At 62.4% G+C, this 24,955-nt stretch carries 24 protein-coding genes; 11 read left to right on the top strand and 13 right to left on the bottom strand.

Annotated elements, in window-relative coordinates:
- Positions 1 to 7: 7 nt before the first annotated feature.
- The 4 genes from J3P91_RS21310 to J3P91_RS21295 form a co-directional block, all read right to left on the bottom strand.
- A complete protein-coding gene (locus J3P91_RS21310; RefSeq protein WP_305499201.1) occupies positions 8 to 790 on the bottom strand; it encodes a transporter substrate-binding domain-containing protein in 783 nt (260 codons plus the stop codon).
- Between the two features lie 341 nt (positions 791 to 1,131).
- Complete coding sequence (locus J3P91_RS21305; protein WP_434601670.1) at positions 1,132 to 2,820, bottom strand: ATP-dependent DNA ligase; 1,689 nt, start codon at positions 2,818 to 2,820, stop codon at positions 1,132 to 1,134.
- On the bottom strand, positions 2,817 to 3,848 hold the full coding sequence (locus J3P91_RS21300; protein WP_434601669.1) for a ligase-associated DNA damage response exonuclease: 1,032 nt from the start codon (positions 3,846 to 3,848) through the stop codon (positions 2,817 to 2,819). Before J3P91_RS21300 ends, J3P91_RS21305 begins: the two co-directional genes overlap by 4 nt.
- Positions 3,849 to 4,163: 315 nt before the next feature.
- The gene (locus J3P91_RS21295; protein WP_434601668.1) at positions 4,164 to 6,614 is read right to left on the bottom strand and encodes a penicillin acylase family protein; all 2,451 of its coding nucleotides are present in this window, start codon (positions 6,612 to 6,614) and stop codon (positions 4,164 to 4,166) included.
- A gap of 185 nt (positions 6,615 to 6,799) precedes the next feature.
- Between J3P91_RS21295 and J3P91_RS21290 the strand changes: the two genes are divergently transcribed.
- Positions 6,800 to 7,357 (top strand): cysteine hydrolase family protein, encoded by a 558-nt coding sequence (locus J3P91_RS21290; RefSeq protein ID WP_434601667.1) that lies wholly within the window; start codon positions 6,800 to 6,802, stop codon positions 7,355 to 7,357.
- Between the two features lie 168 nt (positions 7,358 to 7,525).
- Here J3P91_RS21290 and J3P91_RS21285 read toward each other — a convergent pair whose 3' ends face one another.
- From J3P91_RS21285 to J3P91_RS21270, 4 genes are all read right to left on the bottom strand, one after another.
- Complete coding sequence (locus J3P91_RS21285) at positions 7,526 to 7,729, bottom strand: SEC-C metal-binding domain-containing protein (protein ID WP_003198420.1); 204 nt, start codon at positions 7,727 to 7,729, stop codon at positions 7,526 to 7,528.
- A 5-nt stretch (positions 7,730 to 7,734) separates the two neighbouring features.
- Entirely contained in the window at positions 7,735 to 8,220 is a 486-nt protein-coding gene (locus tag J3P91_RS21280; protein WP_434601666.1) for an LEA type 2 family protein, read from the bottom strand.
- A 70-nt stretch (positions 8,221 to 8,290) separates the two neighbouring features.
- Complete coding sequence (locus J3P91_RS21275; RefSeq protein ID WP_434574112.1) at positions 8,291 to 8,767, bottom strand: YchJ family protein; 477 nt, start codon at positions 8,765 to 8,767, stop codon at positions 8,291 to 8,293.
- Between the two features lie 14 nt (positions 8,768 to 8,781).
- On the bottom strand, positions 8,782 to 9,279 hold the full coding sequence (locus tag J3P91_RS21270) for a DUF6231 family protein (RefSeq protein ID WP_434601665.1): 498 nt from the start codon (positions 9,277 to 9,279) through the stop codon (positions 8,782 to 8,784).
- A gap of 192 nt (positions 9,280 to 9,471) precedes the next feature.
- Here J3P91_RS21270 and J3P91_RS21265 point away from each other — a divergent pair, with 192 nt between their 5' ends.
- The 4 genes from J3P91_RS21265 (at position 9,472) to J3P91_RS21250 (ending at position 12,158) form a co-directional block, all read left to right on the top strand.
- On the top strand, positions 9,472 to 10,173 hold the full coding sequence (locus J3P91_RS21265; protein WP_434572229.1) for an OmpA family protein: 702 nt from the start codon (positions 9,472 to 9,474) through the stop codon (positions 10,171 to 10,173).
- Positions 10,174 to 10,263: 90 nt separating this feature from the next.
- Entirely contained in the window at positions 10,264 to 10,989 is a 726-nt protein-coding gene (locus J3P91_RS21260; protein ID WP_434601664.1) for an OmpA family protein, read from the top strand.
- A gap of 145 nt (positions 10,990 to 11,134) precedes the next feature.
- Complete coding sequence (locus J3P91_RS21255; protein ID WP_434601663.1) at positions 11,135 to 11,407, top strand: DUF1145 domain-containing protein; 273 nt, start codon at positions 11,135 to 11,137, stop codon at positions 11,405 to 11,407.
- Positions 11,400 to 12,158 carry a collagen-like protein gene (locus J3P91_RS21250; RefSeq protein ID WP_434601662.1) on the top strand — a complete coding sequence of 253 codons (759 nt, stop codon included), beginning with the start codon at positions 11,400 to 11,402 and terminating at the stop codon, positions 12,156 to 12,158. Before J3P91_RS21255 ends, J3P91_RS21250 begins: the two co-directional genes overlap by 8 nt.
- Before the next feature lie 126 nt (positions 12,159 to 12,284).
- On the opposite strand, the gene J3P91_RS21245 is transcribed toward J3P91_RS21250, so the two are convergent.
- Positions 12,285 to 12,749, bottom strand: coding sequence for a CopD family protein (locus tag J3P91_RS21245; protein WP_434601661.1), 465 nt, complete (start codon positions 12,747 to 12,749; stop codon positions 12,285 to 12,287).
- 99 nt (positions 12,750 to 12,848) lie between these two features.
- On the opposite strand from J3P91_RS21245, the gene dinG reads away from it, so the two are divergent.
- The 4 genes from dinG (at position 12,849) to pdxH (ending at position 18,294) form a co-directional block, all read left to right on the top strand.
- Positions 12,849 to 14,993, top strand: a complete 2,145-nt coding sequence (dinG, locus tag J3P91_RS21240) for an ATP-dependent DNA helicase DinG (protein ID WP_434601660.1) — start codon at positions 12,849 to 12,851, stop codon at positions 14,991 to 14,993.
- Between the two features lie 258 nt (positions 14,994 to 15,251).
- On the top strand, positions 15,252 to 16,397 hold the full coding sequence (locus tag J3P91_RS21235) for a serine hydrolase domain-containing protein (RefSeq protein WP_434572239.1): 1,146 nt from the start codon (positions 15,252 to 15,254) through the stop codon (positions 16,395 to 16,397).
- Between the two features lie 118 nt (positions 16,398 to 16,515).
- On the top strand, positions 16,516 to 17,622 hold the full coding sequence (locus J3P91_RS21230; RefSeq protein WP_434601659.1) for an OmpA family protein: 1,107 nt from the start codon (positions 16,516 to 16,518) through the stop codon (positions 17,620 to 17,622).
- Positions 17,623 to 17,646: 24 nt separating this feature from the next.
- Positions 17,647 to 18,294 (top strand): pyridoxamine 5'-phosphate oxidase, encoded by a 648-nt coding sequence (gene pdxH, locus J3P91_RS21225; RefSeq protein ID WP_434601658.1) that lies wholly within the window; start codon positions 17,647 to 17,649, stop codon positions 18,292 to 18,294.
- Here the strand turns inward: pdxH and J3P91_RS21220 are convergent.
- A complete protein-coding gene (locus J3P91_RS21220) occupies positions 18,242 to 18,526 on the bottom strand; it encodes a hypothetical protein (RefSeq protein ID WP_434601657.1) in 285 nt (94 codons plus the stop codon). The genes pdxH and J3P91_RS21220 overlap by 53 nt on opposite strands.
- 173 nt (positions 18,527 to 18,699) lie before the next feature.
- On the opposite strand from J3P91_RS21220, the gene J3P91_RS21215 reads away from it, so the two are divergent.
- Positions 18,700 to 19,164 (top strand): glycine zipper 2TM domain-containing protein, encoded by a 465-nt coding sequence (locus tag J3P91_RS21215; RefSeq protein WP_003184697.1) that lies wholly within the window; start codon positions 18,700 to 18,702, stop codon positions 19,162 to 19,164.
- A 650-nt stretch (positions 19,165 to 19,814) separates the two neighbouring features.
- Here J3P91_RS21215 and nhaA read toward each other — a convergent pair.
- Complete coding sequence (nhaA, locus tag J3P91_RS21210) at positions 19,815 to 21,002, bottom strand: Na+/H+ antiporter NhaA (RefSeq protein WP_434572247.1); 1,188 nt, start codon at positions 21,000 to 21,002, stop codon at positions 19,815 to 19,817.
- Between the two features lie 266 nt (positions 21,003 to 21,268).
- On the opposite strand from nhaA, the gene J3P91_RS21205 reads away from it, so the two are divergent.
- Positions 21,269 to 22,363 carry a PLP-dependent cysteine synthase family protein gene (locus tag J3P91_RS21205; RefSeq protein ID WP_434601656.1) on the top strand — a complete coding sequence of 365 codons (1,095 nt, stop codon included), beginning with the start codon at positions 21,269 to 21,271 and terminating at the stop codon, positions 22,361 to 22,363.
- A gap of 158 nt (positions 22,364 to 22,521) precedes the next feature.
- Here the strand turns inward: J3P91_RS21205 and J3P91_RS21200 are convergent, their stop codons facing one another.
- Positions 22,522 to 24,135 (bottom strand): NAD(P)/FAD-dependent oxidoreductase, encoded by a 1,614-nt coding sequence (locus J3P91_RS21200; RefSeq protein WP_434601655.1) that lies wholly within the window; start codon positions 24,133 to 24,135, stop codon positions 22,522 to 22,524.
- A gap of 110 nt (positions 24,136 to 24,245) precedes the next feature.
- The gene (locus J3P91_RS21195) at positions 24,246 to 24,920 is read right to left on the bottom strand and encodes a COG3650 family protein (RefSeq protein WP_434605197.1); all 675 of its coding nucleotides are present in this window, start codon (positions 24,918 to 24,920) and stop codon (positions 24,246 to 24,248) included.
- Between the last annotated feature and the right edge of the window lie 35 nt (positions 24,921 to 24,955).

Below are 24,955 nucleotides of genomic sequence, written 5' to 3'. Positions count from 1 at the left end.
CCGCGCATTATTTGCCGCTGTACAGATTCAGATCGCCAAAGTGTTTTTTCTGGATCTCGGCGTATTTGCCGTCGTCGTGTAACGCTTTGATACCTTTATCCAAAAGGGCCTTCAGCTCTTTGTTACCCTTTTTGATACCGATGGCGGTCTTGGATGGCAGCAGTTCGCTGTCCACCGGCTGGCTGACTTCATAGCCTTCGCCTTTTGGCGACTTCAGGAAGCCCAGTTCGGCCTGGAGCATGTCCTGGATCGCGGCATCGAGGCGGCCCGAGGTCAGGTCGGCATAGACCTGGTCCTGGTTCTGGTAGGCCTGGGTCTTGACGCCGGCCTTGTCCAGCACGGCCTTGGCGTAGGCTTCCTGGATGGTGCCTTGCTCGTAGCCGACGGTCTTGCCCTTGAGCGAGGCAACGTCTGCGCTCAGGCCCGAGCCCTTCTTGAATACATAGGCCGTTGGGCCGGAGAACAACTCGCTGGAGAAGTCGATAGCCTTTTCACGGGCCGGGGTAACGGTCATGGACGAGATCACGCCGTCGAATTTGTTGGCCTTGAGGCCCGGAATCATTCCGTCGAAATCGCTTTCGACCCATTTGCATTTGACCTTCAGTTCTTCACAGATCGCATTGCCCAGGTCGATGTCGAAACCCACCAGGCTGCCATCGGCGGCCTTGGATTCGAACGGGGCGTAGGACGGGTCGACACCAAAACGCAGTTCCTTGTATTCCTTGGCCGTGGCGACGCCGGCGGCCATGCACAACGCCAGTGCAGAAAGGGTCAGCAGTGCTTTTTTCATTATTGAGTCCCTAAAACCAATTTGAGCGCTTGTGGCGCGTAAGATTGTTACCGGTGAAGGTCTGAACGGTATGACGGCATAAAGGTAGCAATTTCCGAACCATAGTGCCGAACAAGTGTTTTAAAAGCACTGGCGGCGGGAGACGGAACGCAATGGTGCGCGGGGGTGAGCGTACATCAAAAAGCGCACCGGGATGGAGCGTGCGTTTGTCCGGTTTAGCTCTTCGTGACGAGGGAGCTTGCTCCCGCTGGAGGCACAGCCTCCCTCTGCGGTGCGTTCTTCAGAATCAGGGGGCGCTTCGCGCCCAGCGGGAGCAAGCTCCCTCGCCACGAGAGCGGGGGTTACTTGAGAAGATCCTGAAGCGTCGCCAGCGTGTCCGCCTCTTCGACGGTCTTGTCCTGGCGCCAGCGCAGCATCCGTGGGAAACGTACCGCGATCCCGCTCTTGTGGCGCTTGGACAAGGCAATGCCTTCGAAGCCCAGCTCAAAAACCAGGGTCGGCGTGACGCTGCTCACCGGGCCGAACTTTTCCACCGTGGTCTTGCGCACGATGCTGTCGACCTGGCGCATTTCTGCATCGGTCAGCCCTGAGTAAGCCTTGGCGAAAGGCACCAGCGTGCGTTCGCGGCTGCCGGGCGGGTTGTCCCACACGGCGAAGGTGTAGTCGCTGTAGAGGCTGGCGCGCCGGCCATGGCCGCGCTGGGCATAGATCAGCACCGCGTCGACACTGAACGGGTCGATCTTCCATTTCCACCATACGCCCATGTCCTTGGTCCGGCCGACGCCGTACAGCGCGTTGCGCGCCTTGAGCATCATGCCTTCGACGCCGAGGCTGCGGGACGCTTCGCGCTGGCGGGCGAGGTCGAACCAATCCTGGCCAGTGACGATGGGCGACGGCAACAGCACTGGACTGTGGCAGCGGGCAATCAGGGCCTCCAGTTGCTCGCGACGCTCGGCCTGGGGCCGGCTGCGCCAGTCCTCGTCCTGCCATTCCAGCAGGTCGTAGGCCATCACCACCACGGGAGCGTCTTCCAGCACTTTCTTGCTCAAGGTCTTGCGACCGATGCGCTGTTGCAACAGGGCGAAGGGCTGCACCGTCGGCTGCAGCGGCGCTTCCGGATCAAAGGCATCCTCGGTGACCGCCTGCGGGGCTTTCCAGACCACGATCTCGCCATCGATTACCGTGCCGTCGGGCAACGCCTGCGCCAGGCAATGCAATTCAGGAAAGCGTTCGGTCACCAGGTCCTCGCCACGGGACCAGACCCACAAATGGCCGTCACGCTTGATCACCTGGGCGCGGATTCCGTCCCATTTCCACTCCACCTGCCAGTCGCTGGCCGGCCCCAACAAGGTGTCGAATTGCTCAATCGGTTGTGACAAGGCATGGGCCAGGAAAAACGGATAAGGCTGGCCGCCGCGCTGGGCATGTTCATCGGCAGATTCGCCGGCGATCAGCTTGAGGTAACTGGCCGCGGTCGGGCGATGGGACAGATCGGTGTAGCCCACCAGCCGTTGGGCCACCCGTTTGCTGTCGAGCCCGGACATCGTAGCCAGCGCCCGGGTGACCAACAGCTTTGACACCCCGACGCGGAAACTGCCGGTGATGAGCTTGATGCAGAGCATCAGGCTGGATCGGTCAAGTTCTGCCCACAGTGCCGGAAGCCGCTGTGCCAGTACCTCTGGCGACTCACCGCGCAACGGCAGGAGTTTTTCCTCGATCCACACCGCCAGGCCTTCATCGGAACTGTGGGGCGATTCGGGCAGTACCAGCGAAATGGTTTCGGCCAGATCGCCCACTGCCTGGTAACTTTCTTCGAATAGCCAAAGAGACAGGCCGGACACCTGGACCGCCAGCTCGCGGAGGATTTTCACCGGTACCAACTGCCTGGGGCGCCCGCCCGAGAGGAAATACACCGCCCAGGCGGCGTCCTCGGGTGGCGCCTTGCTGAAATAATCCTGCATGGCCGCGAGCTTGGCGTTGCTTGAGGTGGTGGCGTCGAGTTCGGCGTACAGCTCGGCAAAGGCTTTCATGAAGCGTCCTCGCCGCTGTCGCTCGCCACGGCGACGTCCTCTTCGTCATCGCCGTATTCCGTGGTGAAGCCCTGGGCGTCGAGGCCTTGTTCACAGAGATGACGCACCAGCACGGCCACCGATCCATGGGTGACCATGACCCGTTCGGCGCCGGTCTGTTCGATGGCCCAGAGCAGGCCGGGCCAGTCGGCGTGATCGGAAAGCACGAAGCCCCGATCCACGCCCCGTCGCCGACGGGTGCCGCGCAAGCGCATCCAGCCGCTGGCGAAGGCGTCGCTGTAATCACCAAAACGCCGCATCCAGGTGCTACCGCCGGCGGAGGGCGGAGCAATGACCAGTGCCTGGCTCATGATCGGATCAGTCTTTTTCACATCGCCGGCATAGATCGTCGGCGGCAGGTGCACGCCGGCTTCGCGATAGACCCGGTTCAGCGGCTCCACCGCGCCATGGGCGAGTATCGGTCCCAGGCTGGCGTCGATGCCGTGCAGGATTCGCTGGGCCTTGCCAAAGGAATAGCAGAACAACACGCTGGCCCGGCCGGCGGCGATGTTCCCGCGCCACCACTGATTGATCTCATCGAACACCTGCGCCTGGGGCTGCCAGCGATAGATCGGCAGGCCGAAGGTGGATTCGGTGATGAACGTATGACATTTCACCGGCTCGAACGGTGCGCAGGTGCCGTCGGGCTCGACTTTGTAATCGCCGGACGCGACCCACACCTCGCCTTGGTATTCCAGCCGCACCTGGGCAGAACCCAATACATGGCCGGCGGGATGAAAGCTCAAGGTCACGCCATGGTGCACCAGCCGTTCGCCGTAGGGCAGGGTTTGCAGGTTGATGTCCTGGCCCAGCCGGGAACGCAGGATGCCTTCGCCGGGTGCCGCTGCCAGGTAGTGCTGGTTGCCGCCGCGGGCGTGGTCGCCGTGGGCGTGGGTGATGACCGAGCGGTCCACCGGACGCCATGGGTCGATGTAGAAATCTCCCTGCGGACAATACAGGCCTTCGGGGCGGGCAATGACCAGATCCATGCGGTTACCGGGGCGATGGGCTTGTCCGGTAGAGGCGGGGACGGGGGGAGAAGTTCGATCGGTTTTCCTGGTGGGATGGGCTGACGCCATCGCGAGCAAGCTCGCTCCCACAGGTAATGCGGTTCATTTAAGAAAGGATGCACTTGTGGCGAGGGAGCGCTCGGCTGCGAAGCAGTCGTGAACCGGCGGGTGCGGTGTGACTGATGCTCCGCACATGGCAGGTTTTTGGGGCCGCTTCGCGGCCCAGCGGGAGCAAGCTCCCTCGCCACGGGATTGTCGATTGCCTTAAGTGAATAGCATTAGAGGCAGATCGGCCTATTTACCAGGAACCAAGGTCAAACGAGTCTTGCCATACGCCCGGTCAAAATTCTGCGGCTGCAAAGGCAGGCTTTGATACTGACCCTTGAGCCACGGATCGAGGCCGTTCAGATAGTTCGGGCTGGCCGGGTTGCCCGACTGGCCGGCGCCGCCCTGGATCGTCAATGGCTCAGGCTGGCTGAAATCAACGATAAAGCGCGTGGCCGGCGCCAGGGTCGTGTTGAAATCCTGGCCCCAGGCGAACGCGGCGGTATTGAGCGTGCTGCCATCGCCGCCGGCTGCCAGCGGGCCGCGTACGGTCTGGCCGCTGGCGTTTTTCCATTCCTGGCGGTGCAGCTTGCCCCACTGCCAGGCGCTGTGGTCAGTGCCCGGCAGACTGTCACCGGCGCTGACAGCCGCCGCGAGGCTGCGCGCCAGGATAACGGCCTTGTCTTCTTTTTGCGGCGTGCGCACATCGTCCCAGAACGGACTGTCCTCACGACCAAGCAAATGATCGGCCTGGGCCGAATAAGACAGCTGGCCGTTGGCGACCAGCGCTTTCCACGCCGGACTGCCCTCGGGGCCCAGTTCATCCAGGAACGTCTGCTTCATGCTTTCTTGCAGGAACAACTCATAGATCGCTGCGTCGGCAGAAACCGGACTGAGCCTGCCATCGAACGCCATCAGGCGGGTATAGGCCTCGCGTGCCTTGGCGCGGTCCGCCACCGGCAGGGCTTCGATGGCTTGCTTGAGTGGCTGGGCCATGCCCGGGGCTTCGAAGACTTTCTTGAGCTTGGCGGCGAATGTCGTGGTCTGGTCGTATTGCATGGCGATCAGGCTACGCGCGTCGTGCTTGCCGGCGCCGGCCAGTTCGGCCAGGCGCTCGCCACGTTCCGGCGCCGCCCAGGAGTTGGACAGTTGCATGCCGTAGCCATGGGGAATGACGCGCTGGTTGGCGGTGCCGAGCCACCCCTGGGCCGGATCCTGGTCGTAGGGGTGCAGCATCGGATCGGCGTAACCGTCCCAATCGTAACGGCTGTCCCAGCCCGGCGACGGCAACAGGCCTTCGCCCTCGCGGCGGTTCGGGTAGCGACCGGTGACCTGCCAGCCGATATTGCGGGCGTCGGCGAACACCATGTTCACTGCCAGGGCGCGGATCTCCCGGCTCGCGTCGGAGGCTTTTTCGACGTTCTGCGCGCGTGACAGATCGAAGAGCGCGTCCAGGGTCTTGTCGTCGCTGAAGCTCGGCAATTGCAGGGCCAGGCCCAGACCGTTGGCCATGGCCGGGCCTTGGGCGCTGTTGAGCAACGGACCGTGGCGGGTTTCGTACACCGCTTCTCTGATCGACCGTTGGCCCTTGATGAAGTAGGTCTCGTTGCGCACGGTCGCCTGCTGCCACTTGCCGTTGGCTTCGTAGGACAGCCCGTTGCCCTGGCGTCGGATCTTTTCCAAGTACAGGTCCTGGTTGTCGCCGAGAACACTGGTCATGCTCCACGCGACGTTACCGTTGAAGCCCGCGAGGATCATCGGGATGCCCGCAACGGAAAGCCCGGCCGCCTGATATTTGGGCGCGCGAATCTGCACCGGGCTCCAGAGCGACGGCACGCCCAGCGGGCCGTGGCTGTCGCCGGCCAACAGGCTCTTGCCGTTGCGGCTGCGCTGCGGGCCGATGGCCCAGTTGCTCGAAGACGCTGCGCCCAGCAGGTTCAGGTTGGCCAGCTCGGCGCTGGCCTTGCTGATTTCGTTCAAACCGGGAATCTGCCCATTGAGCCGGACGCCCTGCAGCTTTTCGGCTTCGGTCAAGGGCAATGGCTCGTCCGGGTAGGACGGGCTCAGCCAGGCCAGTTTATCGTTGGTTACGCTCTGGGCCAGCACCAGGGCGGCGACTTCTTCCGGCAGGTTCGCCGATTGGGTGAAGTTAAGCAGGCAGAACAGCAGCGCCGAATCTTCCGGTTTCCAGTATTCGGGTTTGTAGCCGGTGGCGGCCAGGTCCGCCGGCAGCTTGTCGCGGTAGCGGAACAGGTAGGCGTTGACGCCTCGCGCATAGACTTCGAAAAAGCGCTTCAGGCGTGGCGAAGATGCCTTGTACAGCTCATCCGCGCTTTTCTTCAGGTTGACGGCGCGCATGTAGCGGTCGACGTCCAGCCGTTCGGCGCCGGACATTTCCGCCAGGCGGCCCTGGGCGAGCAGGCGCAGGGTGGTCATCTGCGTGATCCGGTCGCTGGCATGCACATAGCCGAGGGCAAACAGGGCGTCATGAAAGCTGTTGCTTTCGATCAGCGGCATGCCCAAGGCATTACGCCGGACCGAGACATTCTGCGCCAGCCCCTTGAGCGGTTGTACGCCGGTGGTGGGCGCGACCGTGTCCTGGGTATTCCAGGCCTGGCAACCGCTCAAACCGAGCAGGCTGGCCACTGCTGCGGCAACGCCGAGCTTGGGAAAGAAAGAAATCGAGGCTGGCGAGGCCATGGCAAAGCTCCTGCGGGAGGGGGTGGCACCAATAAAGGCGCTACGTTAGTGAGCAGGAGAAGGGCGCGCAAGCGGGCTTTGGGGTTATTTGATGTTTTGCGATGAAAGCCCGGGCCACCAGAGACTTGCTTGTAAGAGAAGGTGGTGCTCAAGTGTGGGGAAAACCGACGACCGAGAGACCCGGAATGGAGCTACAGAAAAACGCGGCGCTGATCCTTATCGATCAGCAGAAAGGCATCCTCCATCCCAGGCTTGGCCCGCGCAACAATCCCGAGGCGGAGCTGCGCATGCTGGAATTGCTCGGATGCTGGCGAGAGTCGGCGCGGCCAATCATCCATGTCCATCATCTGTCCCGGTCCGAGGCGTCAGTCTTTTGGCCTGGACAATCAGGCGTGGAGGTTCAGGAGCGGTTCAGGCCCATGGCTGGGGAAGGGCTGGTCCAGAAGCAGGTGCCCGATGCGTTTTGCGGCACGACCCTGGAGGCGGATCTGCGCAGTGCGGGTATCGGGCAACTGGTGATTGTCGGCGTGGCCACGAACAATTCGGTGGAGTCCACCGCGCGCACGGCTGGCAACCTGGGGTTTGATACGTGGGTAGCCGAGGACGCCTGTTATACCTTCGACAAGCCCGACTTCTTCGGTTATGCCCGTTCGGCTGCCGAGGTGCATGCGATGTCCCTGGGGAACCTGCATGAGGAGTACGCGACGGTGATCAGCGTGGAGCGGATTCTGGCGGCGGGCTGATAAATCGAGATGGATGTGCTGGCCTCTTCGCGAGCAGGCTCGCTCCCACAGGGAAAAGTGGTGCACCGCAGAACCAGACAGGGATAAGTGTGCACCATAGAACCAGTGTGGGAGCGAGCCTGCTCGCGAAGGCGGCCTAGCAGGCGAAAATTTTTTTTGCCTGGTCCATCAAGCCCCGTGGCACTTCTTGAATTTCTTGCCATTGCCGCACGGGCAAGGGTCGTTGCGACCGACGTCCTTCAGGGCGTTGCGCACGGGTTCCTGATGGGCGTGGCCGCAGTTCGGGCCGTGGACATGGCCGTGATCATGATCGTGGTGATGATCATGGTCGTGGTTGCAATCAGGGCCATGGACGTGGGGTTGTTGGGTCATCGGGGTTACTCCGCAATTAGATCGGCGGCGATTATCACGCCATTGCGTTCCAGGTGCACGTAGTCGGCGATGAATAAACCGGTTTCCAGCTCCCCCTCCAGACGATAGGGAATCTGTTGCCGGGGTTTCTTCAGCATTTTCACCAGTTCGCGCACCTGCGGCCACAGGTTGGTGCGGATCGGCACCTTGAAATAGGCGCTGTGTCCGGGGCGCACCGTAAACCAGTGCTCATGTTCTCCTTCGGTCAGCAGTAAGTCGTCCAGGTGGATCCGGTAGGTCAGGCCGCGTACGGTGAGGTCGTCTTCGCCGGGGTTGTCGACGCGAAAGTGCAACATGAACTTCTGCTCCAGCAACCGGGCCCGCACCACCTCCACCTTGACCAGATGCACCTGTGGTTCGGGTGCCTCTTCACCTCGCCAGGACGCACACGCCCCTAGCCCGACGAACAGCAGCAGGCAAGTGATGCGCAGCAATCGAGATGTCTGGGTCATGTCCGTGCCTCTGGTTTGTTTCCAGTCTAGCCCCCTTGGTCGGTGGACGAGCGTCGGACGTTTCCGAAAATCAACGAATGAAGTAACTGGCGCAGCACTTCTTGAATTTCTGCCCGCTACCGCACGGGCAGCTGTCGTTGCGTCCCGTCTTGACCGGCACGGTCGGGTCGATGAAATACCAGCGCCCGCCGTTCTGCACAAACGAAGATTGTTCGCGGTGGCTGTGTTCGCCCTGGCCGTCGTGCCAGCGTGCGGTGAAAGTGACGAAGGCATGTTCCGGCTGGCCGCCGAATACCTCGCTGCTCTCCACCTCCAAGCCCAGCCAGGTGCTGCCGGCGCTCCATTCGCTGATGGCCTGGCGGTCGAGGCCGTCCTGCTGGGCGGGCAGGGTGGTGCTCACCAGGTAATCCACCAGGCCCAGCACATAAGCGCTGTAGCGCGAGCGCATCAAGGCTTCGGCGCAGGGCGCCGGATGACCGTCGTGATAATGGCCGCAGCAGGCGTCCGACGGGTTGCCGCTGCCGCAGGGGCAAATGGTTGTATGCAGGCTAGTGTCCACAGCTACCACCAATATTTTCCAAAGTTTTCCGGGTTGGCCCAGAAACGTGAGTTGAGCCAGTCGGGTACCTGCTTGTATTCAAGCAGATCGTAGGTAAACAGGGTCAGCACCTGATCTTCGCGCTGGAAGCGTTCGCTGGCCTGCAGGGCCAGGGAAAAAAAGTCGGTTTCCTGCCAGCCGCAGGCGTTGAGGTCGGCCAGCACGGCAATCCGGCTGGCGTTGAGGTTGCGAATGCCGCCCAACAGGTTCAGACCGTCGCGCTTGGGCAAATGCTCCAGGCAATCGAGCGCCAGGGCCAGGTCGAAACGCCGCGCAGCCAGATCCGCCGGCAAGGGGCCGGGGGCAGCATGGACCACCTCGGTGTCGGGATGCGCCTGCTGGAATGCCTCGAGCGCGGGGAAGCTGCCGGCGCCGATCAGCAGCAGCTTTTGCGGGGCATAGCGGTCAAGCACGGCGGCCAGCGCCTGCTGGGGCGTGCGCGAAGAAATGGCAACGGTCATCGAAGTTCCTCAGTCAGAACCGCCACGATAGCGCGCGTGGACGCACGGGCCTAGAGCGGTTTGTCTTCGAACGCCGCGATCCGCCGTAAACAGGCGGCCAAAGCTGTGGTTGCGTCACGCTGGCGCAGAACCCGAGTCGGGTCTTTACTCCCCTGAATCGGCGCGAAGCCGATCCTTCAAGGAGAAAAACCGATGAGCATAGTTCGGACAGCGTTACCCCTGGTTCTGCTAACCAGTGTGTTGACTGGTTGCGCAGGTTTGCAAAAAACCGACTGGCCGATCTGTGCGGCCACCGGTGGTGTGGTCGGCGCAGGATTGGGCGCCATCGAAAGCAGTTCCTGGATCGGCCCGGGCGCACTGGTCGCCGGTACGGTGGCGGCAGGCTGGTGCTGGGCCCATGGCGATGGCGACGAGGACGGCGATGGCGTGCCGGACAGTCGTGACAAGTGCCCGGGCACTCCGAAGGGCGTGCAGGTCGATGCCGACGGCTGCCCACCACCGGCACCCGCACCGACACCAGTGGCTGAAGCGCCCGTGATGGTCCAGGAAGAAACGATCGTGGTCCGCGACGTGCATTTCGAATTCAACAAGGCCACCCTCACGCCGACGGACAGAGAAGTGCTGAGCACCATCGCGACCCGGCTGAAGCAGGAAACCTCCACCGCACAACTGCGAGTGACCGGGCACACCGACAGCGTCGGCAGCGATGCCTATAACCAGAAACTGTCGGAAAAACGCGCCAACTCGGTGGTTCAATACCTGGTCGAAAGCGGCGTGCCTCGCGCCAGTTTCGTCTCGGTGGCCGGCGCCGGGGAAAGCCAGCCGGTGGCGGATAACAAAACCGCCGATGGTCGCGCAATGAACCGTCGCACCGAAATCAAGATAAACCGCTGAACCCCTCGTTCTCCGCGGCTTGTACAGTCGCGGATGCGGGTCTTTACTCCTGTGTGACCGGTATGGGCCGGTGACACAGGAGCATTCACCATGAACGTTCTAATCAAGGCCGCCTTACCGCTACTGCTGGCAAGCAGCTTGCTGTCCGGTTGCGCCACTCACAGTGATGGCAGTGCCTCGCTCAATCAGCGTACCTGGCCGATCTGCAGCTTGATCGGAGGGCTTGTCGGCGGTGGTCTAGGGGCCATCGAAAGCGGTGGCTGGGCCGCCGGTGGCGCTGCGTTGGGGCTGCTGGGCGGTGGGTTGATCTGCTACGCCCAGGACGGCGACGAAGACGACGATGGTGTATTCGATCGTCGCGACCGTTGTCCCGATACACCGGCCAATACCCCCGTCGAACATCACGGCTGCCCGCTGCCGCAATATCCGGCCAGCACACCACCGGCCGAGCCGGACATGCCCACCAGCGAAGTCATTACCCTGAACGACGCTGGCAAGGTGCTGTTCGATTTTGACAAATCCGACCTCACCGCCGCGGCCAGGAGCCAGCTCGATGAGCTGACGGCAAAACTGAGTCACGCCAACGTCGCCAGTATCCGCGTGGTGGGCCACACCGACAGTGTCGGTACCGAGGCGTATAACCAGGGCCTCTCGGAACGTCGGGCCGGCAGCGTGGTGGAGTATTTGCTGACCCAGGGCGTGGCCCCGGCAAAACTCACGAGTGAAGGCAAGGGCGAAAGCCAACCGGTGGCCGACAACGAGACCGATGAGGGGCGGGCCCAGAACCGTCGGGTCGAATTGCATATCCAGCGTTAAACATCATCGTCCAAGCGGGCCAGAACCGTCGGATCGCCAGGAAGGCGGTCCGCTGGGCCTGGATTAAATTTGCCGGGCCCTCTGGCATATCCTGCGCGCAAGCCGTTACTGTGCGCGCAAAGAATAATTCTCGAACGGGGGGCGTATGAAGGTGTTTTGGTGGCTGGGGCGCTTGCTGACCCTGCTGTTCTGGCTGGTGGTGCTGGCCAATCTGGTCATGCCGTTCGTCCATCCGCTGCATCTGTTGGTCAATCTGGCCGGGGTGTCGTTACTGGTGATCCATCTGCTCGAACTTTTATTGTTCAGGGCTCGGTTTCGTGGTCGTCCCGCTCCTGGCCGTGATCGCCTCAGGGTGCTGCTGTTCGGCATCTTTCACCTGCAAACCCTCCCGACCGCGCCAGAGGCCTCCCATGCGTAAACTGTGTCTGCTCGCATTACTCGTATGCCCGTGGGCCAGCGCTCAAGTGGTCCAGGTGGAAAGCCACTCATTGATGCGCTTGCCCAACACCACCAGCACGCTTGCCCTGGAGCGATTGGACGTGGCCGACTACGGCACGCTGCTGGTGCCTTCGAACGTCACTGAGCTGTCGATCGGCCAATTGCACCTGGGGCGGGAGGCAAGGATCGCGATCGTACCGGCACAACAGGCGCTGGAGATGAAAGTCACCCAGGCCGAACTGGCTGAAGGCAGCCAGATCACCGCCCGTGGCGCGCCGGGAACCTATACCAAGGCGGCGCGCCCGGGGCGTAACCTCAATTTGCGCTTCGAGGCGTTGAACGCGCCGCTGCTGTCGGTGGATGCCCGTGGCGGTACCGGTGCGCCAGGTTACGTGGGCCTTGACGGCGCCAACGGCCAGGCACCGGGTTGCACTTGGGGTTCGGCCGGTCGCGGCGCCGACGGCAGCAACGGCGCGGATGGCCAGCCGGGCGCGGCCGGCGCGCTGGTTCGGCTGGAGTTGCCCCGCGCTTTTCCCGACGAACAAATCAAGGTATTGGTAGATGGCGGCGCCGGTGGCGCGGCGGGGCCTGGCGGCAAGCCTGGCGCGGGGGGCAAGGCCAAGGGCTGCCTGGTCTACACCGCCGACGGCGGCAAGAGCGGCCGTCCCGGTGCCGATGGCCAGCCAGGGCCTGCCGGCGCAGCGGGTGCGGTGACGGTGCAGCGGTTCTAGGCCGTCTCGAAACTGTCCTGAGGTGGGAGCGAGCCTGCTCGCGAAAGCAATCGATCAGTCACGCCGATGCCGACTGATTCGAGGCCTTCGCGAGCAGGCTCGCTCCCACAGGGTTGGATAACTGTTTCAGAACATCGGCCGAGCCGCGCCAATCGCCACCACCAGCAACCCGATCAACAGATTGATCCCCACCAGCTTGCGAATCTTCCCCAGCACCGCCGCACCCGTCGGCCAGTTCTGCGCCGTCACAGCGTTACGCAATGCTGGCAGTTGCAGGCCCTGGATACGGATGAACAAAGCCGCCATCGCCACATATAACCCCATCATTACCTGCACGTAACGCGGCGCGGTTTCGAAACCGGCGAAGCGCATGTGGATCAGGCCCACGCCGCTGATCGGCAAAAGCACCACGGCCACCCAGACCCAGACGAAAAAACGCTGAAACACTTCTACCCACAACTGGAGCCGGGCAGGGCCCTCAAGCGCCGTGATTGCGGCGGGTCGCAGGATCATCCAGGCGAAAAACATACCGCCAACCCAGACCAGGGCCGCCAGCAAATGCAGGGTGTAGACGAGGGCAAAGGGTGTCATTGGGTCACTCCGTTCTGCGCAGGATTAATTAGCGGGGTATGATAGCCGCCGATCCGAACCACTGAAAATTTATCCAGCGTTTTTTGCGCCCGACCATTCATGATCAGCACCGAACTCAAAACCACGATCCAGGGCGCCTATTCGCGTTTTCTCGAAGCCAAGAGCCTCAAGCCGCGATATGGCCAGCGCCTGATGATTGCCGAAGTGGCAAAAGTCCTGGGTGACATCGACACCGACGACGAAGGCCGGCGCAGCGGCGAGCCTGCCGTCGTCGCGGTGGAGGCCGGCACCGGTACCGGCAAGACCGTGGCCTACAGCCTGGCGGCGATCCCCACCGCCAAGGCCGCCGGCAAGCGCCTGGTGATCGCCACGGCCACCGTCGCCCTGCAGGAACAGATCGTCTACAAGGACCTGCCCGACCTGATGCGCAACAGCGGGCTGAATTTCAGTTTCGCGCTGGCCAAGGGGCGTGGGCGCTACATGTGCCTGTCCAAGCTCGACATGCTGTTGCAGGAAGGCCACGCGCAGACCGCCACGGCCCAGCTGTTCGAAGAAGAAGGTTTCAAGATCGAGGTCGACGAGGCCAGCCAGAAGCTGTTCACCAGCATGATCGAAAAGCTCGCCGGCAATAAGTGGGACGGCGACCGCGACAGCTGGTCTACGGCTCTGGAAGACGCTGACTGGTCGCGCCTGACCACCGACCACAGCCAATGCACCAATCGCCATTGCCCGAACTTCGGCCAGTGCGCTTTCTACAAGGCTCGCGAAGGCATGGGCAAGGTCGACGTGATCGTCACCAACCACGATATGGTCCTGGCCGACCTGGCCTTGGGCGGCGGCGCCGTGCTGCCGGACCCGCGCGACACGATCTATGTGTTCGACGAAGGTCATCACCTGCCGGACAAGGCCATCGGCCATTTCGCCCATTACACCCGGCTGCGCTCAACCGCCGACTGGCTGGAAACCACTGCCAAGAATCTCACCAAACTGCTCGCCCAGCATCCGTTGCCCGGCGACCTGGGCAAGTTCATCGAGCAGGTGCCGGAGCTGGCGCGGGAGATCAAGACGAACCAGCAGTTCATGTTCACCGCCTGCGAGCAGGTGGCCGACTTCAAGCCCGGCGAAGATGTCGAGGGCCGCGAGCGGCCACGCCATCGGTTTGTCGGCGGGGTGATCCCCGAGCATATGCGCGAGATGGGCATCGAACTCAAGAAGGGCTTCGCGCGCCTGACCGACCTGTTCACGCGCCTGACCGATCTGCTCAAGGAAGGCATGGATGGCGAGGTCAATATCGGCATCGCCAGCAACCAGGCCGAGGAGTGGTATCCATTGTTCGGCAGCTTGCTGTCCCGCTCCCAGGGTAACTGGGAGCTGTGGACCGCGTTCACCACCGAAGACCCGGAAGACAATCCGCCGATGGCGCGTTGGCTGACGCTGGCCGAGAGCGGCTCGCTGTTCGACATCGAGGTCAATGCCAGTCCGATCCTGGCGGCGGACATGCTGCGGCGCAACCTGTGGAACGTCGCCTACGGCGCGCTGGTAACCTCCGCCACGCTGACGGCCCTGGGCACTTTCGACCGTTTCCGCATGCGCGCCGGCCTGCCGAAAAAAGCCGTGACCGCCGTAGTTCCGAGCCCCTTCCACCATGCCGACGCCGGCGTGCTGCGGGTGCCGGACCTCAAGGCCGATCCGCGCGATGCCGCCGCCCACACTGCCGCGATCATTCGCGAGCTGCCTGCGCTGGTGGAAGGTTCGCGCGGCACCCTGGTGCTGTTTTCCTCGCGCAAACAGATGCAGGACGTCTTTGACGGTCTCGATCGTGACTGGCGCAAGCAGGTATTTATCCAGGGCAACCTGTCGAAGCAGGAAACCTTGAACAAGCACAAGGCCCGCGTCGATGGCGGCGATTCCAGCGTGCTGTTCGGCCTGGCGAGCTTTGCCGAAGGCGTCGATTTGCCGGGGGCCTATTGCGAACACGTGGTGATCGCCAAGATTCCATTCTCGGTGCCGGACGATCCGGTGGAAGCCGCGTTGGCCGAATGGATCGAAGCCCGTGGCGGCAACCCCTTCATGGAGATCTCCGTGCCGGATGCCTCGCTGAAGCTGGTCCAGGCCTGTGGCCGCTTGCTGCGTACCGAGGAAGACCGCGGCACCATCACCTTGCTCGATCGCCGGCTGGTGACCCAACGCTACGGCAAGGCGATCCTCAACGCGCTGCCGCCGTTTCGGCGGGAGATTTCCTAGACGTCTGGCGAGGGGGCTTGCGTGGCGAGGGAGCTTGCTCCCGCTGGGTTGCGTAGCAGCCCCAAAACCTGACGCGGTGGTGTATCAGGCCAAACGCGTTAAATTTTCCAAGGCCTGCTACGCAGTCCAGCGGGAGCAAGCTCCCTCGCCACAGGGGGCTGCGTTCAACCAGCCGTCTTGCGGCGGTTCCCAAAAGCCCCAATCGCTGAAACAATGCCAGCCATTGACAAAAAAGCTTTTGTTCCAAGGGAGTTACGGGTGCAAATTCAAGGTCATTACGAGCTTCAGTTCGAGGCCGTGCGTGAAGCGTTTGCGGCGCTGTTCGACAATTCCCAGGAGCGCGGCGCGGCGTTATGCATTCAGGTGAGCGGCCGCACCGTCGTCGACATCTGGGCCGGCACCGCCGATAAGGATGGTCATGAAGCCTGGCACAGCGACACCATCGCCAATCTGTTTTCCTGCACCAAGACATTCGCCGCCGTCACTGCCCTGCAACTGGTAGCCGAGGGCAAGCTGCAGCTCGATGCGCCGGTTGCCCGCTACTGGCCCGAGTTCGCGGCTGCCGGCAAGGAGTCCGTCACCCTGCGGCAATTGCTCTGCCATCAGGCCGGACTACCAGCGCTGAGAGAGTTGATGGCGCCTGAAGCACTTTATGACTGGCAGGCCATGACCGATGCCCTGGCGGCTGAAACGCCTTGGTGGACGCCTGGCGAGGGCCACGGTTATGCCGCGATCACCTACGGCTGGTTGATCGGCGAGTTGCTGCGCAGGGCTGATGGCCGAGGGCCGGGTGAGTCCATCGTGGCTCGGGTCGCCAGACCGCTGGGGCTGGATTTTCATGTCGGCCTGGCGGACGAAGAATTTCATCGCGTGGCGCATATCGCCCGCGGCAAAGGTAACGCCGGAGATGCGGCGGCACAGCGCCTGTTGCAGGTGACGATGCGTGAACCTTCGGCCATGACCACCCGGGCCTTCACCAACCCGCCATCGATCATGACCAGCACCAACAAACCCGAGTGGCGCCGCATGCAGCAACCGGCCGCCAACGGCCACGGCAATGCCCGGAGCATCGCCGGGTTCTACGCCGGTCTGCTCGATGGCAGCCTGCTGGAAGGCGAAATGCTTGACGAACTGACCCGCCAGCACAGCTTCGGCGAGGACAAGACTTTATTGACCCAGACCCGTTTCGGCCTGGGTTGCATGCTCGACCAGGCGGATGTGCCCAACGCGACCTATGGCCTCGGGCCGCGGGCGTTCGGTCACCCTGGGGCAGGGGGCTCCATCGGTTTTGCCGATCCCGAGCATGACGTTGCGTTCGGTTTCGTGACCAACACATTGGGACCTTACGTCCTGATGGACCCGCGCGCGCAGAATCTCGCGCGGGTGCTTGCCACTTGTCTGTAAATAGTGGTTGTCGGTAATGCATACAGGAACCTCGGCTCCTTTGCGGTTTCCAAGCGTCTGTTTATGCGGCCGGAACATGGCCTCTGTTTTTTCATCCTGATCATTTTGTGGATATCCAATGTCATCGAATAAAACCCTCGCTCTGGCGCTGTGCTTCGCTATTACCGGTTGCGCACAAAACCCACAAAATGATGCCGAGGGCGGCGGTGGCTGGTGGCCGTTCGGCTCGTCCGACAAAGTCGCGAGCAAGGACGCGGCGCCATCGGCTCCTTTGAAACCCGCCGCCGAGGCACCGCAGGCCAAGGCCGAGGGAGCCACGCACTGGTGGTGGCCGTTCTCTTCGGATGAATCCGCCGCGGATGATGTCGCCAAAAAAGAACCGCTGAAACCTGAAGCCAAGGCGCCAGCCGTGGCCAAGGCCGAAGCCGAAAGCAACGGCAAATGGTGGTGGCCGTTCGGCGGCAAGGAACAGGAGACCGCCAAGGCGGTGCCGATGCCCGACCCGAAAGTCACCCAGGCCTGGCTCGACGACTATGAGCCGAAGCTGCGTACGGCGATCAAGGACAGCAAGCTCGAACTCGAACGTCGCGATAACGTGCTGGTGGTTACCGCTCCCGCGGACGGTTCGTTCAACCCTGATCGTCCGGCCATGCTGCTGCCGGTGACACTTGGTCCGTTCACTCGCGTCGCCAAGATTCTTGAAGCCGATCCGAAAACCGCCGTACTGATCCTCGGTCACGCCGATACGTCGGGCGCGGCGCCGGCCAACCTGAAGCTCAGCCAGGAACGTGCTCAATCGGTGGCGGCGATTTTCCGTCTCAGCGGTTTGCAGCGTGATCGCCTGATGCTGCGTGGCATGGGCTCGGTGGCTCCGCGTGCGGCCAACGACAGCGTTGAAGGCCGGGCCTTGAACCGTCGCGTCGAGTTGCTGGTTACGCCAGCGAACACCATGGTTGCATTGCTGAGCAAGTACAACATGCCAGCCCCTGCGCCAGTAACCATGGTAGCTGCCCAGGACGTGAAACCTGCCGCGCCGGCCCCGGCCCCGGCGACGAAAAAGGCTGCCGCTCCGGCTGCCAAGAAAGCAGCGGCCAAGAAGGCTCCGGCGAAGGCACCCGCGAAGAAGACCCCGGCCAAGAAGGCTACGCCCGCGAAGAAGCCCGAGCCGGCCAAGGCCGCTGCCGACGGCAAGAAAGTCGCTGCCGCCGATACCGCCAAACAGTGATTGGCTGACCACAAGGAACGCGCCATGACCCAAACCCTGGCTGATATGCGCCGTGACTACACCCGCGATGGCCTGACCGAAGCGCAAGCCCCGGCCGAGCCGTTCGCCTTGTTTCACCAATGGTTTGCCGAGGCGGTGAAAACCGAACAGGCACCGGTGGAAGCCAACGCCATGACCCTGGCGACAGTGGACGCAGACGGCAGGCCTCACTGCCGGATCCTGCTGCTCAAGGGGCTCGATACCGAGGGCTTCACGTTCTTCACCAACTACGACAGCGCCAAGGGCCAGCAACTGGCCGCGAAACCGTTCGCGGCCATGACGTTTTTCTGGCCGACGCTGGAGCGCCAGGTGCGCATCGAAGGCAAGGTCGTGAAGGTCACCCCGCAAGAGTCGGACGCTTATTACCAGGTACGGCCGCTGGGCAGCCGTCTCGGTGCCTGGGCCTCACCCCAGAGCCGGGTGATCGCCGGGCGGGATGAGCTGGAAGACTTGCTCAAGGCCACTGAGCAACGCTTCAGCGACAGCCAACCCCATTGCCCCGAGCATTGGGGCGGCTATCGCCTGTTGCCCGAGCGCATCGAATTCTGGCAAGGCCGCCCGAGCCGCCTGCACGATCGCCTCAACTATCGCCTGCAAGGCGCGGACTGGATTCGCGAGCGTCTGGCGCCCTGACGTCGGAGTAACCTGCCGCAGCGGCCTGGAGCCAGTGCGGCAGGTCCCGACGCTTGGTCCCTTGTTCGCGGGCGAGGGCCAATTGTTGCAGCATGTAGTCTCGCTTCCGTCCATCCTGCCCCGCCAACGACAAGGCCAGGTCGCGGTCCATCCAGCGTTTGATACGTACGTAGAGCCATCCATGAAAGTACAGACCGGCGACGGTGGTGGCGACTATGATGAAGTAATCCATGGAAAATCCCGGGGTCGATGACGCGAACTTTCGAAATTGGCGCTACTGTTGGGTGAATTTTTCGGGTGCGCCTGTATCCCACCTGAATGAAAACAATTTTTTCCCCGGCGAGGCCGTGACAGGCATCAAGCCGGGGGAGTTTAATGGATCACTGTCTTTTGGAGTTTGATGCTATGCGCAAGTCTGTTTTGCTGGTTGCTTCCTTTTCCACGATGGCGATGTTACTGACAGGCTGCCAGTCAAGCCTGACCGGTGACTCCTATTCCCGTGACGAAGCGCGTCGCGTGCAGACGATTCGCATGGGCACCATCGAGTCCCTGCGCCCGGTCAAGATCGAAGGCACCAAGACCCCGATCGGCGGTGCAGCCGGTGCGGTGGTGGGCGGTGTTGGCGGCAGCGCTATCGGCGGTGGTCGTGGCAGCATCGTGGCAGCCGTGATCGGCGCCGTGGCCGGTGGCCTGATCGGCTCCGCTACTGAAGAAGGCCTGACCCGTACCCAGGGTGTAGAGATCACTGTGCGTGAGGATGACGGCAGCATGCGTGCCTATGTCCAGCAGGTTCAGGAGAACGAAGTGTTCCGTGTAGGTGAGCGGGTGCGGATTTCGACTGTCGATGGTACGAGTCGCGTATCGCACTAAGGAGGGTTAGATCTGTCCTTGGAATACGAGATAGATCCATTGCTGCGGTAACGGCGGCTTATGGTTCCGCCCTGACGGCGAGTCACTTTTTCATCCATGCCGAGGTGCCCACTGCGCAACACCTTCGCTCAGCCAGCGTGGTAAACGGGGCGACCTAGATCGACGTCCACCGCGAGGCGGCCTGATAGCCGACCTGGTTTCGGTTGGCTCGCGTTTCCCCTGTGGGAGCGAGCCTGCTCGCGAAGGCGGCGTGTCAGTCAATTAAGATGTTGAATGTGCGGCCCCCTTCGCGAGCAAGCTCGCTCCCACAGGGGTTCCCTGTATGCCGTGAGGTCTGTGTCTGTCGAAGAATCCAGTGTGGGAGCGAGCTTGCTCGCGATGGCGGTGGTGCGGCTACAGAAATGCTAAGCGCATGTGTTGCTGTTGCTGTTGCTCTGCTTTTGACTTTGATCTCGGCGCCCCGTTAACCATGCCGGAGTGAGGGCACGCCGAGCCTTGGCGAGGTGCCGAGTGGTGGGGCAGAGCGTTTTTGGTTACTTTTGGGGCTCTTCCAAAAGTGACTCGCCGTAAGGGCGAAACCCTAAGCCGCCGTGACCGCAGCAACGGATATACACACCATCTCATGACAAGAAGCAAAGCCCGCTGAACTCTCAGGAACTCAGCTCTGAAGGCTTACGACTAGCCATCGCCGTCACCCCATATCCAATCAGCGCCGCCAGGATCGACCCGGTGAGAATCCCCATCCGATCCATCCCCGCATACTCACTCACCTCCGGCACGAACGCCAGGGAGCCGACGAACAGGCTCATGGTAAAACCAATGCCACAAAGAATCGCCACGCCTAGTATCTGCCCCCAATTGGCCCCGGCAGGCAGACTGGCGATGCCGATTTTCACCGCCAGCCAGGTCAGGCTGAACACGCCGACAGTCTTGCCCAGCAACAGGCCGATTGCGATGCCCATCGGGACATGATGGGTAAAGCTCTCGACCGTGACACCGCTCAGGGAAAGGCCAGCGTTGGCGAATGCGAACAGCGGCAAGATAATGTAGGCCACCCAAGGATGCAGCGCATGCTCAAGCGTCAGCAGGGGAGAGGTTTCAGCGTTTCTCGTGCGCAGTGGGATGCAGAATGCCAGCGTCACCCCCGCCAGCGTGGCATGCACGCCGCTCTTGAGCACACAGACCCAGAGAATCAAGCCGACCACCATGTACGGTCCGAGCTTGACCACGCCCAGCCGATTCATTGCCACCAGGGCTGCGATGCAGGCCGCGGCCAGCCCCAACGACAGGGTCGACAGCTCGCCGGAGTAGAACATCGCGATGATGACGATGGCGCCCAGGTCATCAATGATCGCCAGCGTCATCAGGAACAGCTTGAGCGATACCGGTACGCGCTTGCCAAGCAAGGCCAGCACGCCGAGGGCAAAGGCAATATCGGTAGCCGTAGGAATCGCCCAGCCAGCGAGCGCGGCAGGGTTGTCGCGATTGAGAAACCAGTAGATCAGCGCCGGCACCAGCATGCCGCCTATTGCCGCGGCCCCCGGCAGGACGATCTGCGAAGGTTTCGACAGTTGCCCGTCGAGCACCTCGCGTTTGACCTCCAGGCCAATAAGCAGGAAGAACAGCGCCATCAGGCCGTCATTGATCCATAGCAGTAACGGCTTGGCGATCTTCAACGCACCGACCTGGACGACCACGGGCGTGTCCAGCAGGCCGCCATACAGCCAGGACAGCGGAGAGTTGTTGATGACCAGGGCCAGCACGGCGGCGGCAATCAAGAGCAGGCCGCTGGCAGCTTCCAGCTGGAAAAACCGCGTCAGTGAGTTACGTAGAGCCAAGGTTGCTCTCCATTAATCAAATCAAAAAGATGGCACACCCTAACCCGTACTGTTTGTTGTTAAAACAAAAGTTATATTCTTTTTTGTTATATGTCGTTACAGCGCCTGCGCCGGGCATTCAGGCAGTTGCCGGGCACATTGGACCTTAGCTGTACCTGTGCGGGATGTCGGTTTTTTCCTAAGCTGGTGTCTCGTATTTCCTGAATAGATCGTGCCCCCGGCCATCGGTCTGCCTGAAAGTCCTACCGGCCCTGCGAGAAAACACCATGAACAATCCCCGCCAATGGGCGCGTGAAGCCATCCGTATCATCGAGGCGGATTTCCAACGCAGTGCCGATACGCATCTGATCCCATTGCCGCTGGCCGGACTGCCGGGCATCGAGCTGTATTTCAAGGATGAGTCCAGCCATCCCACCGGCAGCCTCAAGCACCGACTGGCCCGCTCGCTGTTCCTGTATGCGTTGTGCAATGGCTGGCTCAAGCCCGGTGCACCGGTGATCGAGGCCTCCAGCGGCTCGACGGCGATTTCCGAGGCGTATTTTGCGCGATTGCTGGGCCTGCCTTTCATCGCGGTGATGCCTGCCACTACCTCCCGGGAAAAAATCGCCCAGATCGCCTTCTATGGTGGCCAGAGCCATCTGGTGGATGACCCTACGCAGATCTACGCCGAATCCGAACGTCTGGCCCGCGAGCATGACGGGCATTTCATCGACCAGTTCACCTACGCCGAGCGGGCCACGGACTGGCGGGCGAACAACAACATTGCCGAGTCGATTTTCCAGCAGATGCGCTTCGAGCGGCATCCGGAGCCCACCTGGCTGATCTCCAGCCCTGGCACGGGCGGTACAACGGCCACCTTGGGGCGCTACGTACGCTACCGCCAGCACGGTACCCGTGTGCTGTGTGCCGACGCCGAGCGTTCGGTATTTTTCGACTACTACCGCAGCGGCGATGCCAGCCTGCGCCTGGATTGCGGGTCGCGGATCGAGGGCATCGGTCGGCCACGGGTCGAAGCCTCGTTCCTGCCCAAGGTGATCGATGCGATGGTCAAGGTGCCGGACGCCCTGTCCCTCGCGGCCATGCACTACCTGGCCCAGCGACTGGGACGGCGGGTCGGCGGATCCAGCGGCACCAACCTGATCGGCGCGCTGATCGCCGCGAAGCGAATGGTGCAAGGCGGTGAGTCGGGTTCGATCGTGGCGATTCTGTGTGATGGCGGGGAGCGTTATGCCACGACGTATTACGATCCGGCGTGGCTCAAGGCCCAGGGGTATGAGTTGGACCCATTGATCGATGCGGTGGCGGGATGTGCGGAGCGCGGAGAAGCGCTGCCGGAGGGCGTGTTGCGGGCCAATATCTGAATCACTGGGATCCCCTGTGGGAGCGAGCTTGCTCGCGATAGCGGTGGATCAGCCAACGGATGAGTTGGAGGCCAAGCCGCCATCGCGAGCAAGCTCGCTCCCACAGGGGCCTGCTGTTCATTCAATCCAGATGAACAGCATTTCACAGTGAATGGAAGTCAGTCCTTCAAGCCAAGAATATCCCGCGCCACCGCTTCGGCGATCCGGATCCCGTCCACGCCCGCCGACAAGATCCCGCCGGCATAACCGGCACCTTCGCCAGCCGGGAACAGGCCTTTCACATTCAAGCTCTGCAGCGTTTCGTTGCGGGTGATGCGCAGCGGCGATGAAGTCCGGGTCTCGATGCCGGTGAGCACCGCATCATGCAGCGAATAACCCCGGATCTGTTTCTCGAACGCCGGCAGCGCTTCACGGATGGCCTCGATGGCGAAATCCGGCAGAGCCAGGGCCAAGTCGCCCAGGGCAACCCCAGGCTTGTAGGACGGTTCGACGCTGCCCAGCGCCGTGGACGGCTTGCCGGCGATGAAATCACCCACCAGTTGCGCGGGGGCTTCATAGTTGCTGCCACCCAGCACGAAGGCGTGGGATTCCAGGCGCTCCTGCAACTCGATGCCCGCCAGCGGGCCACCCGGATAATCCGCTTCCGGCGTGATGCCGACGACGATGCCCGAGTTGGCGTTGCGCTCGTTGCGCGAGTATTGGCTCATGCCATTGGTCACGACGCGGTTCGGCTCGGAGGTCGCCGCCACCACGGTGCCGCCCGGGCACATGCAGAAGCTGTACACCGAGCGACCATTTTTCGCGTGGTGCACCAGCTTGTAGTCGGCGGCGCCGAGTTTCGGGTGGCCGGCGTACTTGCCCAGGCGTGCGCTGTCGATCAGCGATTGCGGGTGTTCGATACGGAAACCCACCGAGAACGGCTTGGCTTCCATGTACACGCCACGGCTGTGGAGCATGCGGAAGGTATCCCGGGCGCTATGGCCCAAGGCAAGGATCACGTGTTTCGAACGGATCTGCTCACCACTGGCCAGCTCGACGCCAACCAGTTGGCCGTCCTCGATCAAAACGTCGGTAACTCGCTCGCCGAAGCGCACTTCACCGCCGAGGGCGCGAATCTGCTCACGCATGTTTTCCACGACGCCGGTCAGGCGGAACGTACCGATGTGCGGCTTGCTGACATAGAGGATTTCTTCGGGGGCCCCGGCCTTGACGAACTCATGCAGGACCTTGCGTCCAAGGAATTTCGGGTCCTTGATCTGGCTGTAGAGCTTGCCGTCGGAGAACGTCCCCGCGCCGCCTTCGCCGAACTGTACGTTGGACTCGGGGTTGAGCACGCTTTTTCGCCACAGGCCCCAGGTGTCCTTGGTGCGCTGGCGTACTTCCGGGCCGCGCTCAAGGATGATCGGCTTGAAACCCATCTGTGCGAGCAACATGGCGGCGAAGATGCCGCACGGCCCGAAGCCGACCACGATCGGCCGCTCGCTCAAGTCCGCCGGTGCCTGGCCAACCACCTTGTAGCTGATGTCCGGCGCTTCGTTGACATTACGGTCATCGGCGAACTTGCGCAGCACACCGGCTTCATCGCGCACCGACAGGTCGATGGTGTAGATGAAGCACAGCTCGGAGGATTTCTTGCGGGCGTCGTAGCTGCGCTTGAACAGGGTGAAGTCGAGCAGGTCATCGCTGGCGATGCCCAGCCGCTGCACGATGGCAGGGCGCAAGTCTTCTTCGGGATGGTCGATCGGCAGCTTGAGTTCGGTGATTCGTAACATGACGGGGTCCGGTTCGCGGGGCGCACAACTGCGCCAAGGCGTTCTTCAAACCGGCGATTATAAGCCGCAATCCCGGTTTTCCGTGAGGTTAAAACCCGTCATGCGTCGAATCAGTCGTCGCGCGCGCCACCAAAGTAGGCGCAACCGCGCTGGACCTGACCGTTGACCCGCAACTCGGCGCTCATGTGCTGCACGCTGCCACTGGTGCTGTCGACGCAGCGTTGCGGCGTGACCCACAACTCGACCTTCTGGCCGTTGGCCTCGGTGCCGAGGTTGAAGCGGCCATCGCCCAACTGCTCCTCGACGTACGGCACCGCCAGCGGCGGCTGCCCTTGGCGATCCAGGACCAGGCCCTTGCCGCTGGCCTTGAGTGTCCATTCAGGGGCATGTCCCGCTGCCCGCAGAATCACCCGTTTGAAGTCAACATCATCGCAAGCGGTCCCGGAGCGTTCCAGGCGATACAGCTGCTCGACGTCCAGCTGGCTGTCGGTGCCGGCCGCCGCGCTGGAAACGATACGCCCGCGCAGATCGGCGAAGAGTTTGCCGCGATCATCCGCCAGGGTGGCGGCTTGTTGCAGCACACTGGTGCCGCCGGTGTCGTTGACGATGTAGCGGCGCTGTTCCTGGCATGGCTGGAACACCAGCTTGCCATCGGCCGCCGTGAGTTCGCCCTGCATGCGCGTCTGGCCGGCATGGGAGGCGCTCTGGCGCGGGGCGTCGAGCAACTGGCAGCCGGCGAAAAGCGCAAGCGAGGCAATACACAACAGGGAACGGGCGGCACGCATCATTGGGTCTCCAGACAAGTGCCGCCACGTTACTC

The organism is Pseudomonas sp. Z4-7 (assembly GCF_051131965.1).
Classification (GTDB): Bacteria; Pseudomonadota; Gammaproteobacteria; order Pseudomonadales; family Pseudomonadaceae; genus Aquipseudomonas.
Note: the sequence above shows the minus strand (reverse complement) of the source record. Positions and strands in the feature narration are given on the sequence as shown.